The following is a 15240-nucleotide window of genomic DNA, read 5'->3' on the forward strand; positions in this document are numbered from 1 at the left end:
AGCCAGCCTGCCCGTGACTTCAGGCGGGACGCGAGTCATTCTGCCCACGGCATAGCCCTCCCCGCCCGTCCGGGCCGAATCTTGGACAGTTCCCGTTCCGCGCTTACGGGAACTGTCCAAGATCTCAGAGATTCTCGGCGTCGGGTTGCCAGCCAGCGGCCAGGAGGGCACGGCGGACGGTGTCGACGACCTGCTCCGGGTGCGCCCGGACCAGCCACGCGGGGAACCGAAGAATGCGCTCCCCGGCGGTCCAGACGTCGTTCTGCCGTCGCATGTCCGCCGTCCACTGCCGTACGTCCATGTGATGCGCGCCGTCGATCTCCGCGTGCACACCCCAGTCCCGCCAGTACGCGTCCAGCCAACGCGTCCGACCCGCCGCGTCGGTCCGGCGCTGCTGCAGGTCGGGACGAGGAAGACCGGCCCGACGGCAGAGCCGGACAAAATCGATCTCACTTAACGCCTGAGCGCCACCGGCGATGTCGTCGATGGTCTGCCGGATCAGCAGCCGCCGAGGAGCGCGAGGCAGCACATCCAACACGGCAGCCACCTCCTCCGGCAACACCCGCCGCTGCTGACAGCCAGCGGCCAGCGCCTCCTGCGCCGCGCGCGGCGAGGGCGCCCACCCGGCGGCGTCGACAAGGGCCCGCGCGGTGATTGTCCGGGGCGGGCGACCAACCTGAAGATGCGCGGCAGGAAGAACCGTTGTCCGGTGCACCACCACGGAGGCCATGTCGATCGGCAACCGGCGCAAGATGGTCCGCCCGGGCCGACGCGACGACGGCACGAGCACATGCAGCGGTTCGGCTCGCAGGCCGCGCACTCCCGCCTCGGTCGCTGCCGTGGCACCCGCGAGCACCGCACCCGACCCAGCGGCCAACACCGCGACTCACAACTGCTGATCCCGGGTCAAGCGACCATTGCCGGTCAGCAGCAACCCGCGACTGATCGACCGCCACCGCCCAGAGCGCACCAACCCGCGCACCCTACCCTCGGTCAGCACCCCACGAGCCTGCGCGCTGGTGAGCACACCGGCCTGCTCGAAGGCCAACCACTCCAACGCCCCAGCCGCATCGTCGGGAACCATCCACCGACAGTGGCCGCCCCCGCCGGCACCACACCACCAGATCTTGGACAGTTTCCGTTAGCGCGTAACGGAAACTGTCCAAGATTTCGCGTGTGGTCCGGTGACGGACGGCGTCAGCCGGCCGAGGAGCGGGTCACCGGCAGGTCGAAGTAGGTGTCCGGCCAGGGTTCGTCGCGGAGTCGGAAGTGCCACCACTCCCGGTCGTAGCCGACGAAACCCCCGTCGGCCATCAGCTGTCGTAGCTGCCGCCGGTTCTCCCGGGCGGTGGGGTCGACGCGCTCCGAGTCGGTGTGCGACAGCGGGTCGAAACAGTCGAACCCGGTACCCATGTCCACGCTGTTGTCGGCGAAGCGTTGCGGACGCGCGGCGGTGCAGGCCACCAACGGCTGACCGGGTACGTAACGGGCCTGTTCGGGTGCCGGCATGTCGACAAGTGTGACGTCGACGGTGCTGCCCCGGCTGTGTGCGCTGGGTGCGCCGAGGTAGCCCCGGTCCACCAGCTCCGCCTTGGCCACCCGAGGGTAGAACGCGGCTTTCATGGTGTCCTGACCCGGCTGGCCGGCCCAGTTCAGGAAGTCGTCGGTGGCCCGCTGTGGGCGGTAGCAGTCGTACACCTTGAGGCTGCGGCCGGCGGCGAGCGCCGCGTCCTGGACGCCACGCAGCGCCTCGGCGGCGCGGGCGGTGAGCAGACACAACGGTTCCTGGTAGCCGGCGACGCGGCGACCGACGAAGTTGTACCCGGTGGCGTACCGGATGTCGGTGAGAACTCTGTGATCCACATCGGACAGGACGACGAAGCCCGGCCCCGACGGTGCCGGCGGCGAGGGTGGGGGGCGGGGTTCGTCGCGCCCACATCCGACCGCCGCCAGGACGACGCCTGCGACAGTTCCCACCAGCCACAGTCGACCGAGTGTCGGCCGACGGTGTCGGTCGGCGCCGCCAGGTCGTCCGTGCTCCGGGGCAGCCGTGGTCACCGTCGCGCTCACGGGGTGCGCGTCGGTTGTCCCGTCCCCCCGGCGGTACGGTGCCGCCACCTGCGGCGACCCACCAGAGCGCCCGCGAGCAGCGTCACACCGACGGCGAGACCGATCAGGGAGGCCGACCGCAGCCGGCCGGCGAAGGTCGCCGACCGGGCTGTCTCCGCCCCGGACGCACCGCCGGGCAGTGCCTGCGGGGGCACCGGGGCCGGTGGTGCCGAGGCGCTGGCCGCGCCCGGGCTCACCAGCACCCCGACCGAGGCGGCCGGGGGCAGTTCGAATCCCCAGTCGAGCAGGGCCGCGCCCTGCTGCCAGCCCCGCTTGTCGATCACGTCCGCGCCGAGCAGGGTGACCACGAGCCGACGCCCGCCCCGCTCGGCGGCACCGACGTAGGTGTGCCGGGCCAGGTCGGTGTAGCCGGTCTTGCCGCCCAGCGCCCCGGGATAGTGGTAGAGCAACTGGTTGTCGTTGTCGATGGTGAATCCTTTGGCCCGCTGCCTGGGCTGGGCCGGGATGGTCGCCTCCCGGGTGGCCACGTAGCGCCGGAAACGCGCGTCGGCGAAGCAGGCCCGGGTGATCAGGGCCAGGTCGTACGCGCTTGTGAACTGCCCGGGACCGTCCAGCCCGGAGGGAGTCGCCGCGTGGGTCTGGTACGCACCGAGCTGGCGGGCCTGCTCGTTCATCGCCCGCAGCCCGCCGGCCATGCCGTCCGCGCCACCACCGAGGCGGGCCAGCGCGTTCGCCACCTCGTTCCCCGAACGCAGCAGCAGCCCCAGCCAGAGCGTGTCCACCCGGTACCTGCCGCCTTCGACCAGCCCCACCGCGGAACTTCCCGGTTCGATGTCGAGATCACCGGCGGTGATGGTGACGACGTCGGCCGGATCGAGTCTCGGCAGCATGGTCGCGGCCAACAGCAGTTTCTGCACACTGGCCGGGGTCGCGTACTCGTGTGGGCCGCACCCCCCGAGCACCTCGCCGGTGTCCAGGTCGGCCACCAGCCACGAGGTGGCCGCCACCTTCGGCGGCTTCGGTACACCCGGCGGCACGACCAGGCCGGACGTGGCCAGCCGGGGTCCGCCGACGGCCCGCTGTACGGGGTCCGGCGAGGGCGTCACAGGTGGTGTGGGACCGGGAGCCGGCGGCGCAGGGCGTGGGCATGGCACCGGCGCTACCGCGTTGGCACCGGCGACGGGCACCAGTGGCGTGGTCAGCAGCGCGGCAGTCACCGCCACCGTAAGTGCGGAAGCTCTCACAATCAGCGACACTATCGGGTGAATTCCGACGAGTCCTGCGAATCGACCACCACCCCCGCCTGGATCTTGGCCCTGGACGGTCCGGATGGGGGCGGTTGCGCACCACGCCCTGTCCGGCGGGGTCGTCGGGCGGCGAGGATCGCCACGGTGATCGCGAGCGCTCCGACGGCCAGCGCCACGAACATTCCCGCGCCCGGCCCGGCGGTGACCGAGGCGGTTCCCGCCGGCTGCGCCGAGGCGGTGGCCGGCGGTGCCGCATCGGCCGGCCCGGTCACCGCCGGTGACGGTTCGGCGTCCAACTCGCCCGGCTCCACCAGCCGGCCGACGCTGACCTGCCGGGGCAGCGCGAAGCCCCCAGTCGAGCAGCGCGGCCCCCTGCTCCCAACTACGGTCGGGCCGGGGTTCGGCACCGAGCAGCGTGACGACGAGTCGGCGGCCGTCCCGCTCGGCCGCGCCGACGTACGTGTGCCGCGCGTAGTCGGTGAAGCCGGTCTTGCCGCCGAGCGCACCGGCATAGCGGTACACCAGTTGGTTCTCGTTCTGGATCTCGAAGCCCTTGGCCCGCAACGCCTTCTGCGCCGGAATGCGGGTGCGCTCGGTGAGCACGTACCTGCGGAACGCCGGATCGGCGAAGCAGACCCGGGCGATCAGGGCCAGCTCGTACGCGCTGGTGAACTGCCCGGGGGCGTCCAGCCCGGACGGGGTGACCGCGTGGGTCTGCCGGGCGCCGAGTCGCCGGGCCTGCTCGTTCATCGCCCGCACGCCACCGGCCACGTCGCCGCCACCACCGAGGCGGGCCAGCGCGTTCGCCGCCTCGTTGCCCGACTGCAGCAGCAACCCCAGCCAGAGCGTCTCCACCCGGTACCGGCCGCCCGGCAGCAGCCCGACCGCCGAACTGCCCGGGGCGATGTCCAGATCCTCCCTGGTGACCGTGACGACCTGAGCCGGATCGAGTCTCGGCAGCATGGTCGCGGCCAGCAGCAGTTTCTGCACGCTGGCCGGAGTCGCGTACTCGTGTGGACCACAGCCGCCAAGCACCTCGCCGGTGTCCAGGTCGGCCACCAGCCACGAGGTCGCCGTCACCTTCGGCGGCGTCGGCGCCGTGGGCGGCACGATCAACCCGGGGGTGGCGAGCAGGTCTCCACCGACCACCCGATGCTCCGGAACGGACGGCGGAGGTGTCGGCTTCGGCGACCGGACCACTTTCGGCGCCACCGCCTTCGGGCAGGGCACCGCCGTCGGGGCTGGCGCGTCAGGGCCAGGCGCGGGCGGCGGCGTCCGGACGGGGCTCGGGAGGGCGACCGCGGCGACCCTTTCGGAACTCACAGTGATCACAGCGACACCAGAAGTCGCGGGGATCGTCACTGCGGCGAGGACGACGCAGCCGGCGGCCAGGGCCCGGACTCTCATGAACACGCAGACTAACGGCAGGATCGCCGGCGTCACCCACCCTTGCCCGGCCGCAACCGCCCGGCTGAAGGCGGCGATCTTCGCGCGGAACTGTTGAACCGATCGTCCGCACCCCCCGTATCCACGACCGAACACATGAAACGTCCGGACCTGCGGCGGGAGCGCTCCCGCGGCTCGGTCCGACATCACCCGTCAAGGTCCTCGGCATGCGGGGCGGGGCCGGCCGCCGCTGTCGATCGCCTTCACGGGCACCCCATTGCGCACCAGCCGACGGGCCCGCACGGGTCGACCCGTCGGGCGGTCAATCATGAGGAGAAGAGCATGGTCAGGCGTACGCAGAAGCACCAGAAGCACGCCGCGTTGAAGCTTGGCGGCGTCGGTGTCCTGGCGGCGGTGCTCCTGGGCGGCGGTTTGACGCTGGCCTCGGCCGACGACGCTGCCGGGGCGCAGACGGCGAACTGCCCGACGGTGCGGGACAAGCTGTCCAACGTGCCCGCCGCCGCCGTGGCCGGAGTCGAACAGGAACTGGCAAACCTCGACAAGCAGATCGCCGAGGCCAACGCCCGCCTCGCCCAGCAGGCCGCCAACCCCCAGGGCGGCGCCAACTTCATCCAGAACGCCATCCTGGGACCCCTGGCCAGCAAGCGCACCGCCGCCCTCGACCGCATCGGCATCAACATCAACCGCGCCGGCGGCCAACGCCCCGACCTCGCCAGCCTCGCCACCTGCGGCCTCAACACCGCAGGCGCCCCCAGCGCCGTCAACGGCAACGCCGGCAACGGCAACGCGGGTAACGCCGGCAACGGCAACGCGGGCAACGGCAACGCCGGAAACGCCGGAAACGGCAACGGGAACGCGGGAGCCGGCGTGGCCCAGCGGGTGAGCTGCCCGACGGTGGCCGACCGACTCCCGGCGGTGCCGGCCCAGGCAGCGGCGGAGGTGCAGCGGGAACTCGCCAACCTGGACAGCCAGATCGCCGACGCCAACGCCCGCCTCGACCGGCAGGCCGCCAACCCGCAGGGCGGCCCGAACTTCGTGCGCAACGCCATCATCGGCCCGCTGGAGGACCGGCGCGTCGCAGCGATCAACCGCATCGCCACCGCGATCGGCCGGGTCAACGGCAACCGCCCGGCCGAACTGGTGAACCTGGCCAGGCCCTGCTCGGCGAGCTGAGCACGCAATCCCGCCGGTGGGTGGCGAGTTACCGCCGCCCACCGGGCGCGCGTGGGTAGGCAGCGAGCCGCCACCACCCACCGGCAGTGCGTGATCGACCACAATCCGTTGACCGCCGGTCATGCTCCGGCTACAACCACTACTACCGCCCGGGCGAACCTCCGGCGGCGAATCCGAGGTGGTGGCCGTGGCGCTGATTCCGTACGACGACACCGCCGCCGCTGCCTTCGCCGCCGGTCGGGAGTTGGGACGGGACGGGCTTGTCCGGTGGCGGCAGGCTGTCCAGCACCATCTACGGCCGCGCTCCGGCTCGACCCTGCTGGATCTGGGTGCCGGCACCGGCATCTGGGCGGGCGCCTTCGCCGACTGGTACGACGTGCGGGTACTCGCCGTCGAGCCGGCACCCGCGATGCGGTCCCGCTGCGCGCACCGGCCACTGCTCGGCGGGCACGCTGCCGCGCTACCACTGGCCACGTCCAGCCTTGACGGTGCCTGGTTGTCGACGATGATCCACCACGTCGACGATCTGGACGCCACGGCGCGCGAACTACGTCGGGTGCTGCGGCCCGGAGCCCCGGTGCTGATCCGGTCACCCTTTCCCGGCCGGCACCAGCGGATCGCGCTGTTCGGCTGGTTCCCCGAGGCGCTGCGGATTCTCGACACCTACCCCGGGCTGGCCACCGTACGTGCCGCCTTCGCCCGGGCCGGTTTTCCGGTGAGCACTGTGGAGCCGGTCGCCCAGACCGTCGCCGGTTGTCTGGCCGAGTACGCCGAGCGGATGGACCGACGGGCGCACACCCCGCTACAGCTGATCACGGAGGCCGAGTACGCGGCCGGCATGGCACGGTTGCGGGCGGCGGTCGGCACCGTCGACGGGCCGATCGTGGACTGTCTCGACCTGCTGGTGCTGCGCTGAGCCGCCGGTTGCGGCAGGCTGCCCGTACGGGCGTCGGATGTCAATCGGCACGGTGGCGTAGATAGTCGTGCAGGGTCGCCGAGGCGGCCAGCCGCCGCAGGCTGCGGCGGTGCAGTTCCTGCTCCCGGCGGGCCAACTCGGCGCGAACCCGCTCTGGGCTGCCGGTGGTCCGCATCTCGTCGAGCACCGCTGCGATGATCTCGAACGGGTACGCGCCCCGGCGCAGCAGCGCCACCACCTGGGCGGCCCGCAACTCGGCCTCGTCGTACACCCGGTAGCCGGTGCCGACCGCGCGGGCCGGGCGCAGCAGGCCGCGAGCCTCCCACGAGCGCAGTTGCGAGGTGCGGACCCCGACCAGGTCGGCGACGATGCCGACCCGGACGGCCCGGCGTGGTGCTGTCGTACGCGGGCTGCTCACCACGGTCTCGAACGCGCCGAGCACCGTGCGGATCTGGGCCCGTTCGCGGTCCAGTTCGGCGTGTCCGCCGTCCAGCAACGCCAGCGCCGTCGGCAGGTCGCCCCGGTGGACCGCCGCCATGATCTCCCGGGTACGCGTCCAGCCGTGTCCGTGGGCCATCGCCCGAGCCACCGTCAGCGCCCGCGCGTGCGCCTCGGTGAAGATCCGGTAGCCGCTCGCGGTGCGCTCCACCGGGGGCAGCACGCCAAGGTCGACATAGTTGCGCACCTGCTGGACGGAGACGCCCGCCACCGCGGCGAGGTCGACCGCGCGCAGTCTTCCGGCACCCCGACGATCCACCACCGGTTCACCCTAGCCTGCCGTAGCAGTTTGAGACTTTGAGGCTCTTATCGGACAGCGTCAGCGCTCAGGTTGCCGCAAAAGTCGCTACATGTCAGTTAATGCGACAATTGAACCCGGCCAGGCCATCTGAAGCCAGTTCCGGACGGGAGTCCGTCCACGATCTCGCGAAGGGTTCGCATGCAGCAGCCAGCACGGTCCGCCGCCGACAGTCACGACGTCATCGAGGTACGCGGGGCGCGGGAGAACAACCTCGACGACGTCTCGGTCGACATCCCCAAGCGCCGGCTGACCGTCTTCACCGGTGTCTCCGGCTCCGGTAAGTCCTCACTGGTCTTCGGCACCATCGCCGCCGAGTCCCAGCGGCTGATCAACGAGACCTACAGCGCCTTCCTCCAGTCGTTCATGCCCAGCCTCTCCCGGCCCGACGTGGACTCGCTGCGCAATCTCACCCCGGCGATCGTGGTCGACCAGGAGCGGATGGGCGCCAACTCACGCTCCACCGTCGGCACCGCCACCGACGCGTACGCGATGCTGCGCATCGTGTTCAGCAGGCTGGGTGACCCGCAGGTCGGCGGGGCCGGCGCCTTCAGCTTCAACCTGGCCGAGGGCATGTGCTCCACCTGCGAGGGGCTGGGCCGGGTCTCCGACCTCGATGTCAACGAGCTGGTCGACGTGGAGAAGTCACTCAACGACGGCGCGATCACGGTGCCGAACTTCGCCGTCGACACGTGGTACTGGCAGACGATCGTCGGCTCCGGTCTGTTCGACCCGGACGTCAAGCTCCAGGACTTCACCCGGCAGCAGTGGGAGGACTTCCTGCACAAACCCGCCACGAAGATCAAGGTGGGCGGCACCAACCTGACCTACGAAGGTCTGATCGTGAAGGTACGCCGGCTCTACCTGGCCAAGGACCGGGAGTCGATGCAGCCGCACATCCGGGCCTTCGTCGACCGGGCGGTCACCTTCACCACCTGCGCCGACTGTGGTGGGACCCGACTCAACCCGGCGGCACTGTCGTCCCGCATCGCCGGTCGCAACATCGCCGAGTGCGCCGCCATGCAGATCAGCGACCTGGCCGAGTTCATCCGGGGGATCGACGACGCGTCGGTCGCCCCGTTGACCGGGAACCTGCGGGAGCTGCTGGACTCCCTTGTCGAGATCGGTCTCGGATACCTCAGCCTCGATCGCGAGTCGGCCACCCTCTCCGGCGGTGAGGCGCAGCGGGTCAAGATGGTCCGGCACCTCGGTTCCAGCCTCTCCGACATCACGTACGTCTTCGACGAACCCACTGTCGGCCTGCACCCGCACGACATCGCCCGGATGAACGACCTGCTGCTGCGACTGCGGGACAAGGGCAACACGGTGCTCGTGGTCGAGCACAAGCCGGAGACCATAGCGGTGGCCGACCACGTGATCGATCTCGGTCCCGGTGCCGGCACCGCCGGCGGCCGGATCTGCTACACCGGCGACGTGGCCGGTCTGCGGCGCTCCGACACGCGCACCGGCCGGCACCTGGACCACCGGGTACGGCTACGGGAACCGGTCCGTACGCCCCGGGGCCACCTCGCCATCCGGCACGCCGACCTGCACAATCTGCGCGACGTCAGCGTGGACATCCCGCTCGGTGTGTTGACGGTGGTCACCGGGGTGGCCGGCTCCGGCAAGAGTTCCCTGGTGCACGGCTCCCTGCACCGCCGTGACGGTGTGGTGGTCGTCGACCAGGCCCCGATCCGTGGCTCCCGGCGCAGCAACCCGGCCACCTACACCGGCCTGCTCGACCCGGTACGCACCGCCTTCGCCAAGGCCAACGGGGTCAAGGCCGCCCTGTTCAGCGCCAACTCCGAAGGCGCCTGCCCCACCTGCAAGGGCATCGGGCTGGTCTACACCGACCTGGCGATGATGGCCGGCGTCGCCTCGGTCTGCGAGCAGTGCGAGGGTCGCCGGTTCACCGACGAGGTGCTCACCTACCGGCTGCGCGGCCGGAACATCAGCGAGGTGCTCGGCATGTCGGTGGCCGAGGCCCGGGACTTCTTCCCCAGCGGCCCGGCCCGGGTCATCCTGGACCGGATGGCCGACGTCGGGCTGAGCTACCTCACCCTCGGCCAGCCGCTCACCACACTCTCCGGCGGCGAACGACAGCGACTCAAGCTGGCCATCCACATGGCCGACAAGGCGGGCACCTACGTGCTGGACGAGCCGACCACGGGTCTGCACCTGGCCGACGTCGACCAGTTGCTCGCGCTGCTCGACCGGCTCGTCGACGCCGGCAACACGGTGATCGTCATCGAGCACCACCAGGCGGTGATGGCCCACGCCGACTGGCTGATCGACCTCGGACCGGGCGCCGGGCACGACGGCGGCCAGATCGTGTTCACCGGCACGCCTGCCGACCTGGTCGCGCAGGGCAGTACGCTCACCGCCCGCCACCTGCGCGACTACGTCAGCGCCTGAGCACCGCCGGAGCCGGCACGCATCCCGCCTGCCGGCTCCGGCGCCGGTGGCCTGGCCGTCGGGCGCGTCGGCCGGGAGTCACCGCTGCTGGGCCGACGACGTGGCCACCCGCCGCAACCAACGCCGCTGCCAGGGAGTTTCCACAGCACCCGGACGGTAGGCGGCACGCACCCAGTCGACCGCACGCTCCGCCGGCAACCCGTCGAGTATGGCGAGCGCGGCCAACGCGGTGCCGGTGCGCCCCGTGCCACCCCGGCAGGCCACCTCCACCCGCTCGCCGGCGTACCCCCGGCGCAGCGCCTCGCGGAACGCGTCAAGAGCGTCCGCCCGGTCCAGCGGAACCCAGAAATCCGGCCACCGGACCCGCCGATGCGCCCACTCGGGCGTCGGCCCGGGAGCGAGCAGCAGGCTGAAATCGGCAGGTGAGGCCAGGTCGGCGATCCGGCGGCCACGCACCCGCACCCCGCCGGGCAGCTCCACCACACCGACCCCGTCCGCCCAGGCTTGTCGCTCCCCCACCACCACGATCCCTTCTCCGCGCGGCAGCCCCCGCCAGCCACCGCCCCGGCGACCGTACCAATCGCCCGGCGCGAAACCGTTCAGCGGTTGAGGTCCCGGTCTGTCCGATGCTGACCGTCCGACCAGACACTGCGGTAGATGGTGCCCCGCCCGTCGGGATCGGGCACCCCGGTGGGCGTCGAATCGGTCAGGCCGGCACCACTGTCGTTGGGCAGCAGGCCGCCGGCGCGGCGGGAGCGGCGCAACCGGGTGACGACGAACCAGACCAGACCGAGGGCCGTGGCGACGATTACCACGTTCTGCAGGATGCCGGCGTACCCCTCGACCACGTGCCAGTTGTCACCGAGCAGGAAGCCGGCCATCACGAATGTGGTGTTCCAGATCAGGCTGCCCAGCGTGGTGTAGACCGCGAAGGTGAGCAGCGGCATCCGTTCCACCCCGGCCGGAATGGAGATCATGCTCCGGAAGATCGGGATCATCCGTCCGAAGAAGACGGCCTTGACCCCGTGCCGCAGGAACCATTCCTCGGTCCGGTCGATGTCGCTGAGCTTCACCAGCGGCAGCCTCGCCGCGATGGCCCGCGTCCGCTCCCGGCCCAGCGCGGCTCCGACCCAGTAGAGCGCGAGAGCGCCGAGCAACGAACCGAGTGTCGTCCAGAAGATGGCCCCGACGACGCTCATCCGCCCCTGCGCCGCGACAAACCCGGCGAGCGGCAGGATCACCTCGCTGGGAATCGGGGGGAACAGGTTCTCCAGGGCCACGGCCAACCCCGCACCCGGGCCGCCGAGCCGCTCCACCAGGTCGGTGACGAAGCCGACAAGGCCGTCCTCGGGCGGTGCCGACTGGCCGACGACGACGGGCGGGCCGTACCGGACGTGAATCATGTCCCACACGCTACGAACCTCAGCTGAGAGTCGCTGCACCGGCGTCGACTTTTCTGACCGGCCGGACCTACGCTACGCGGATGTCGCGCCCTCCGCTGAGCATCGCCGTCGCCCAGCCCCGCTGCACGGCGTACGACATCGACGCGAACGTGGCGGCGCACGCGGAGCTGGTGCGTGCCGCGGCGGCCCGGGTGGTGGTCTTCCCGGAGCTGTCGCTCACCGGTTACGAACTCGACGCCGCAGCTGTCGACCCCTCGGACTCCCGGCTCGCGCCGCTGGTCACGGCTTGCGCGACGGTGGGAGCGCTCGCCCTGGTCGGCGCACCGGTGGCCGGCGAGCACATCGCCACCCTCGCCGTGGACGGCGCCGGGGCCCGGGTGGCGTACCGCAAGATGTGGCTCGGGGACGTCGAGGCGCGCCGGTTCCGCCCGGGGTCGGCACCTGTCGTGCTGGACGTCGACGGCTGGCGCCTCGGCCTGGCCATCTGCAAGGACACCGGGGTCGAGGAACACGCGGCACGGACCTGCGCCGCCGGTGTCGACGTCTACGCCGCCTCGATCGTCGACTCCGCGGCGGAGGCACACGTGCCGGACCAACGGGCCTCGCGGATCTCCACCACGCACCGCGTGGTGGTGGCCGTCGCCAGTTTCGCCGGCGCCACCGGCGGCGGCTTCGCCGAGGCGGCCGGCCGGTCGGCGAACTGGGCGCCGGACGGCTCGGTGCTCGCCCGCGCCGGGACCGCACCTGGCGAGTTCGTCCAGGCGACCCTGACCTGACCTGGGCCGATCGGCGGCGCTCGGCGGTGCCGGTGGGGTTCAGTCCTGCGGCAGGGTCGCCTCGAACCGGTCCAGCACGTCGTCCACCCGGTCGGCGAGATCCGCCGGTAGCCTGCCGCGTTCGACCTCGTCGTCGAGCCGGTCGCGCAGATCCTCGACTCGCTTCTCCTGCTCCTTCGGCCTGCCACCGGCCAATTCGGTGAGATCCTTGCGCAGCCGGTCGGCGGCCTTACGGTCGATCTCGCCGGTGAGCTGTGCCTCGGTGAGCAACGCGATGAGTTCGACAGCCGCCCGGCGCAGGCTCACCGGTTCCGGCCGGGCGGCCGGCGAGGTGGCCTCGGGTCGTGGTGCGGCGGGCGCGGACGAGGTCGGCGGGGCGGCCGACGACGTGGTGGGCGCGGCGGTCGACTGCCCGTCGCCCGGGTCACCGAGAATGAGCGTTGCGCCCAGACCGAGGAGCAGGACCAGGACGAACGTGACAAGCGCGCCCGCTGGCGGGCCGGTACGTCCCCGCCGGCCCGGTGGCCGTCCGGCAGCCGCCCCGGCGCGGGTCAGGCCCCGCAGTGGTCCACCCGACGCGGGTCGGGGCCGAACGGTGGACGGGGCGGCCACGGGGCGGGTCACCGGGTCGATCAGGGTCGGTGGATGCGGGCGCAGCTGCCGGGTCGCGTCCACCGCGCGCCGACCGCCGCTGGTGACAGTCGTGTCGACAGTGGCCGGTGCCGCCGGTGCGGTGGCGGCGGCGCGGAACCGAACGGCCAGCCGCCCGGCGGTGGGGCGTCGGTCCGGATCAGGGTCGAGGCAGGCCAGCACCAGCTCAGCGAGGTCGGCCGGCAGCCCCGGCGCCCGCAGCGGTGCCACAGCCGGACGCTCGGCGTGCACCCGGACCGCGTCCTGCCAGGTCCGCACCGGCAGCGGAACGTCCCCGGTGAGGGTGCGGTACAGCAGCGCGCCGAGGGCGTACACGTCGCTCGCCGGATGTGGCGGGTCGGCGCTGAGCCGCTCGGGCGCGAGGTAGGCAGGCGTACCCATCAGGGCTGCGCCGGCCGGGCGGGCACCGGTCGGCGGTGTCCCGGCGAGTGCGGCGATGCCGAAGTCGAGCACCTTGGCACCGTTGTCGGTGAGCATGACGTTGCCCGGTTTGATGTCGCGGTGCACCACGCCCAGACGGTGCGCGGCGGCCAGGGCGGCGGCCACCTCGGCGGCCATCCGTAGCGCCGGTCGCCAGGACAGTGGGCCGTCCGTCAGCCGGTCGGCGAGATTCCGCCCGTCGACCAGCTCCATCACCAGGTACGGCACGACGCTGCCGTCGGCCAGGGCCGCCTCGCCGTAGTCGTACACCTGGGTGACGTGCGGGTGAGCCAGGCGGGCCGCGGCCCGGGCCTCCCGCCGGAGGGTGGCCCGCAGCTCCGGGTCGACGGCGAACGTCCCGGCGAGGACCTTCACCGCGACCGACCGGCCGAGGACCTCGTCCTCGGCGCGCCACACCTCGGACATTCCGCCGAGGCCGATGCGGTCGTGCAGCACGTAGCGGTCGTGCAACCGCAGGCTGGGGGTGAACGGCGACATGGGCTTCCAGTCTGCCTGGTACACCACCGGCGCACCACCCACGTACGTCTCGGTCCTGTCGCGCTGCCGGGTCGCCGGGGGTCGGGAGCCGGCCTGCGGTGGGTGACGACGTCCCTGGGCTCGCGGCGGTCAGGGACGTCGCCACAGCCCTACGTGCGGCAGGCGGGCGAGGCGGGCACGGGGCGGGGCTGGATCTGGTCAGCGAGTCGGCGCAACGCCCCGGCGGCGAGCCGGCGGGTGCCCGCCAGTCGCGCCGGCCGCGGCACGTCGGGCCGGACCGGTGCGTCCGGCCGGGCCGACATGACATGGCGGGTGACCGCGTCGACGGCCGTGATGAAGCCGATGGGCTGTTCCATGGTCATCTCCTCGGGGCCGGTCCGGAGCTGCTCCGGACGACGAGCGTGGTGGGTAGCAGGATCTGGCCCGCGGCGGCGTCCACGGGTGGGTCGAACAGCAGGGTGGCGGCACTGCGCCCCTTCGCCTCGCCGGGTTGGCGGATGGTGGTCAGGCCTGCGGCTTCGGCCTCGGCGATGTCGTCGAAGCCGGTCACGGAAACGCCCGACCCCGGCTCGCCGTCGGGCCGCAGGACGTCGAGCGCACCGAGGGCGAGCACGTCGGAGCAGGCCAGCACCGCAGTGGGCGGTTCGGGCAGGCTCGGCAGCGACCGGACGGCCGCGGCACCGGCGGCGCGGGTGTTGTCGGTGGCGGTCAGCACCGTCAGGTCGGACCACGCGACGCCGGCCGCCGCGAAGGCGTCGGCGAACCCGGCCAGGCGGTCCCGGGTGGTGGGGTGGGGCACGTCGGCCACGTCGGCGACCCGGAGCGGCCCGGCCGGCGCGTCCGGCAGGACGTCGTGGCCGAGCAGGGCGACCCGGCGGTGACCGAGGGCGGTCAGGTGGGTCGCGGCCGACCGGGCAGCCGCCCGCTCGTCGATGCCGACCCAGAGATCGTCGGCGCGGGGACGCGAGGAGGTGGTGACGAAGGGCAGCCCCCGGCCACGGATCGTGTCGAGGATGCCCTCCTCGTCACCGGCGCAGTAGACGCAGAACCCGTCGACTGCGGCGTTCTCCACAGCGGTCCGCGCGCCTACCGCGTCATCGGGCAGCGGTACCAGTAGCAGGTTGCTGTCGTGACGTTCGGCCGCCTCGGCCACCCCGGTGAGGAACCGGACGGCGAAGGGATCGGTGAAGGCGTACGACAGTCGGGAGGTGAACAGCACGCCGATGGCGCCGACGAAGCCCCGGCGCAGTGACCGGGCGGTCGGGTCAGGCCCCGGGTACCCCATCTGCCGCGCGGTCTCCAGGATGCGCTGACGCAGCTGCGGGGAGAGCTGGTCGGGCCGCCCGTACGCGTTGGAGACCGTGCTCCGCGAAACCCCGACCGCCTCAGCCACCGCCCGCAACGTCGGCTTCACCCCACACCCCCTTCTGGATCGATCCAGTTACTGGATCGATCCAGACACTAACCC

14 protein-coding genes and 1 pseudogene are annotated in these 15240 nt (G+C 72.1%); 4 read left to right on the forward strand and 11 right to left on the reverse strand.

Annotated features, from left to right (window positions below; genetic code table 11):
* Positions 1 to 124 precede the first annotated feature (124 nt).
* The 5 genes and pseudogenes from CLT74_RS07530 to CLT74_RS07545 form a co-directional block, all read right to left on the reverse strand.
* The gene (locus tag CLT74_RS07530) at positions 125 to 880 is read right to left on the reverse strand and encodes a hypothetical protein (protein WP_486582108.1); all 756 of its coding nucleotides are present in this window, start codon (positions 878 to 880) and stop codon (positions 125 to 127) included.
* Between the two features lie 6 nt (positions 881 to 886).
* On the reverse strand, positions 887 to 1084 hold the full coding sequence (locus CLT74_RS31190; protein WP_486582110.1) for a hypothetical protein: 198 nt from the start codon (positions 1082 to 1084) through the stop codon (positions 887 to 889).
* A gap of 113 nt (positions 1085 to 1197) precedes the next feature.
* Positions 1198 to 1977, reverse strand: coding sequence for a M15 family metallopeptidase (locus CLT74_RS07535; protein ID WP_486582111.1), 780 nt, complete (start codon positions 1975 to 1977; stop codon positions 1198 to 1200).
* 89 nt (positions 1978 to 2066) lie between these two features.
* On the reverse strand, positions 2067 to 3314 hold the full coding sequence (locus tag CLT74_RS07540; protein WP_486582112.1) for a D-alanyl-D-alanine carboxypeptidase family protein: 1248 nt from the start codon (positions 3312 to 3314) through the stop codon (positions 2067 to 2069).
* 11 nt (positions 3315 to 3325) lie between these two features.
* Positions 3326 to 4724 (reverse strand): annotated as a pseudogene (locus tag CLT74_RS07545) (D-alanyl-D-alanine carboxypeptidase family protein).
* Positions 4725 to 5045: 321 nt separating this feature from the next.
* Between CLT74_RS07545 and CLT74_RS07550 the strand changes: the two are divergent.
* Complete coding sequence (locus CLT74_RS07550) at positions 5046 to 5897, forward strand: hypothetical protein (protein ID WP_099845902.1); 852 nt, start codon at positions 5046 to 5048, stop codon at positions 5895 to 5897.
* 187 nt (positions 5898 to 6084) lie between these two features.
* Complete coding sequence (locus tag CLT74_RS07555) at positions 6085 to 6813, forward strand: class I SAM-dependent methyltransferase (RefSeq protein ID WP_099851513.1); 729 nt, start codon at positions 6085 to 6087, stop codon at positions 6811 to 6813.
* A gap of 40 nt (positions 6814 to 6853) precedes the next feature.
* On the opposite strand, the gene CLT74_RS07560 is transcribed toward CLT74_RS07555, so the two are convergent.
* Positions 6854 to 7573: a MerR family transcriptional regulator gene (locus tag CLT74_RS07560; protein ID WP_199172133.1), complete on the reverse strand. Its 720-nt coding sequence runs from the start codon at positions 7571 to 7573 to the stop codon at positions 6854 to 6856.
* A gap of 177 nt (positions 7574 to 7750) precedes the next feature.
* Here CLT74_RS07560 and CLT74_RS07565 point away from each other — a divergent pair, with 177 nt between their 5' ends.
* The gene (locus CLT74_RS07565) at positions 7751 to 10024 is read left to right on the forward strand and encodes an excinuclease ABC subunit UvrA (protein ID WP_099845903.1); all 2274 of its coding nucleotides are present in this window, start codon (positions 7751 to 7753) and stop codon (positions 10022 to 10024) included.
* A gap of 78 nt (positions 10025 to 10102) precedes the next feature.
* On the opposite strand, the gene CLT74_RS07570 is transcribed toward CLT74_RS07565, so the two are convergent.
* The gene (locus tag CLT74_RS07570) at positions 10103 to 10543 is read right to left on the reverse strand and encodes a protein-tyrosine phosphatase family protein (protein ID WP_099851518.1); all 441 of its coding nucleotides are present in this window, start codon (positions 10541 to 10543) and stop codon (positions 10103 to 10105) included.
* An 80-nt stretch (positions 10544 to 10623) separates the two neighbouring features.
* Positions 10624 to 11427 (reverse strand): DedA family protein, encoded by an 804-nt coding sequence (locus CLT74_RS07575; RefSeq protein WP_099851521.1) that lies wholly within the window; start codon positions 11425 to 11427, stop codon positions 10624 to 10626.
* Positions 11428 to 11507: 80 nt separating this feature from the next.
* Here CLT74_RS07575 and CLT74_RS07580 point away from each other — a divergent pair, with 80 nt between their 5' ends.
* On the forward strand, positions 11508 to 12203 hold the full coding sequence (locus CLT74_RS07580) for a carbon-nitrogen hydrolase family protein (protein ID WP_099845904.1): 696 nt from the start codon (positions 11508 to 11510) through the stop codon (positions 12201 to 12203).
* A gap of 39 nt (positions 12204 to 12242) precedes the next feature.
* Here CLT74_RS07580 and CLT74_RS07585 read toward each other — a convergent pair whose 3' ends face one another.
* The 3 genes from CLT74_RS07585 to CLT74_RS07595 form a co-directional block, all read right to left on the reverse strand.
* The gene (locus CLT74_RS07585; protein ID WP_486582114.1) at positions 12243 to 13799 is read right to left on the reverse strand and encodes a serine/threonine-protein kinase; all 1557 of its coding nucleotides are present in this window, start codon (positions 13797 to 13799) and stop codon (positions 12243 to 12245) included.
* Between the two features lie 122 nt (positions 13800 to 13921).
* On the reverse strand, positions 13922 to 14128 hold the full coding sequence (locus tag CLT74_RS07590; protein WP_099845905.1) for a hypothetical protein: 207 nt from the start codon (positions 14126 to 14128) through the stop codon (positions 13922 to 13924).
* Between the two features lie 2 nt (positions 14129 to 14130).
* Entirely contained in the window at positions 14131 to 15186 is a 1056-nt protein-coding gene (locus CLT74_RS07595) for a LacI family DNA-binding transcriptional regulator (RefSeq protein WP_099845906.1), read from the reverse strand.
* Positions 15187 to 15240: the final 54 nt, after the last annotated feature.

It is taken from the genome of Verrucosispora sp. CNZ293 (assembly GCF_002754655.1).

Coding starts and splice junctions, on each gene's coding strand:
- CLT74_RS31190 (WP_486582110.1), bottom strand. CDS start 1,084: ATGGTTCCCGACGATGCGGCTGGGGCGTTGGAGTGGTTGGCCTTCGAG.
- CLT74_RS07550 (WP_099845902.1), top strand. CDS start 5,046: ATGGTCAGGCGTACGCAGAAGCACCAGAAGCACGCCGCGTTGAAGCTT.
- CLT74_RS07565 (WP_099845903.1), top strand. CDS start 7,751: ATGCAGCAGCCAGCACGGTCCGCCGCCGACAGTCACGACGTCATCGAG.
- CLT74_RS07575 (WP_099851521.1), bottom strand. CDS start 11,427: ATGATTCACGTCCGGTACGGCCCGCCCGTCGTCGTCGGCCAGTCGGCA.
- CLT74_RS07580 (WP_099845904.1), top strand. CDS start 11,508: ATGTCGCGCCCTCCGCTGAGCATCGCCGTCGCCCAGCCCCGCTGCACG.
- CLT74_RS07590 (WP_099845905.1), bottom strand. CDS start 14,128: ATGGAACAGCCCATCGGCTTCATCACGGCCGTCGACGCGGTCACCCGC.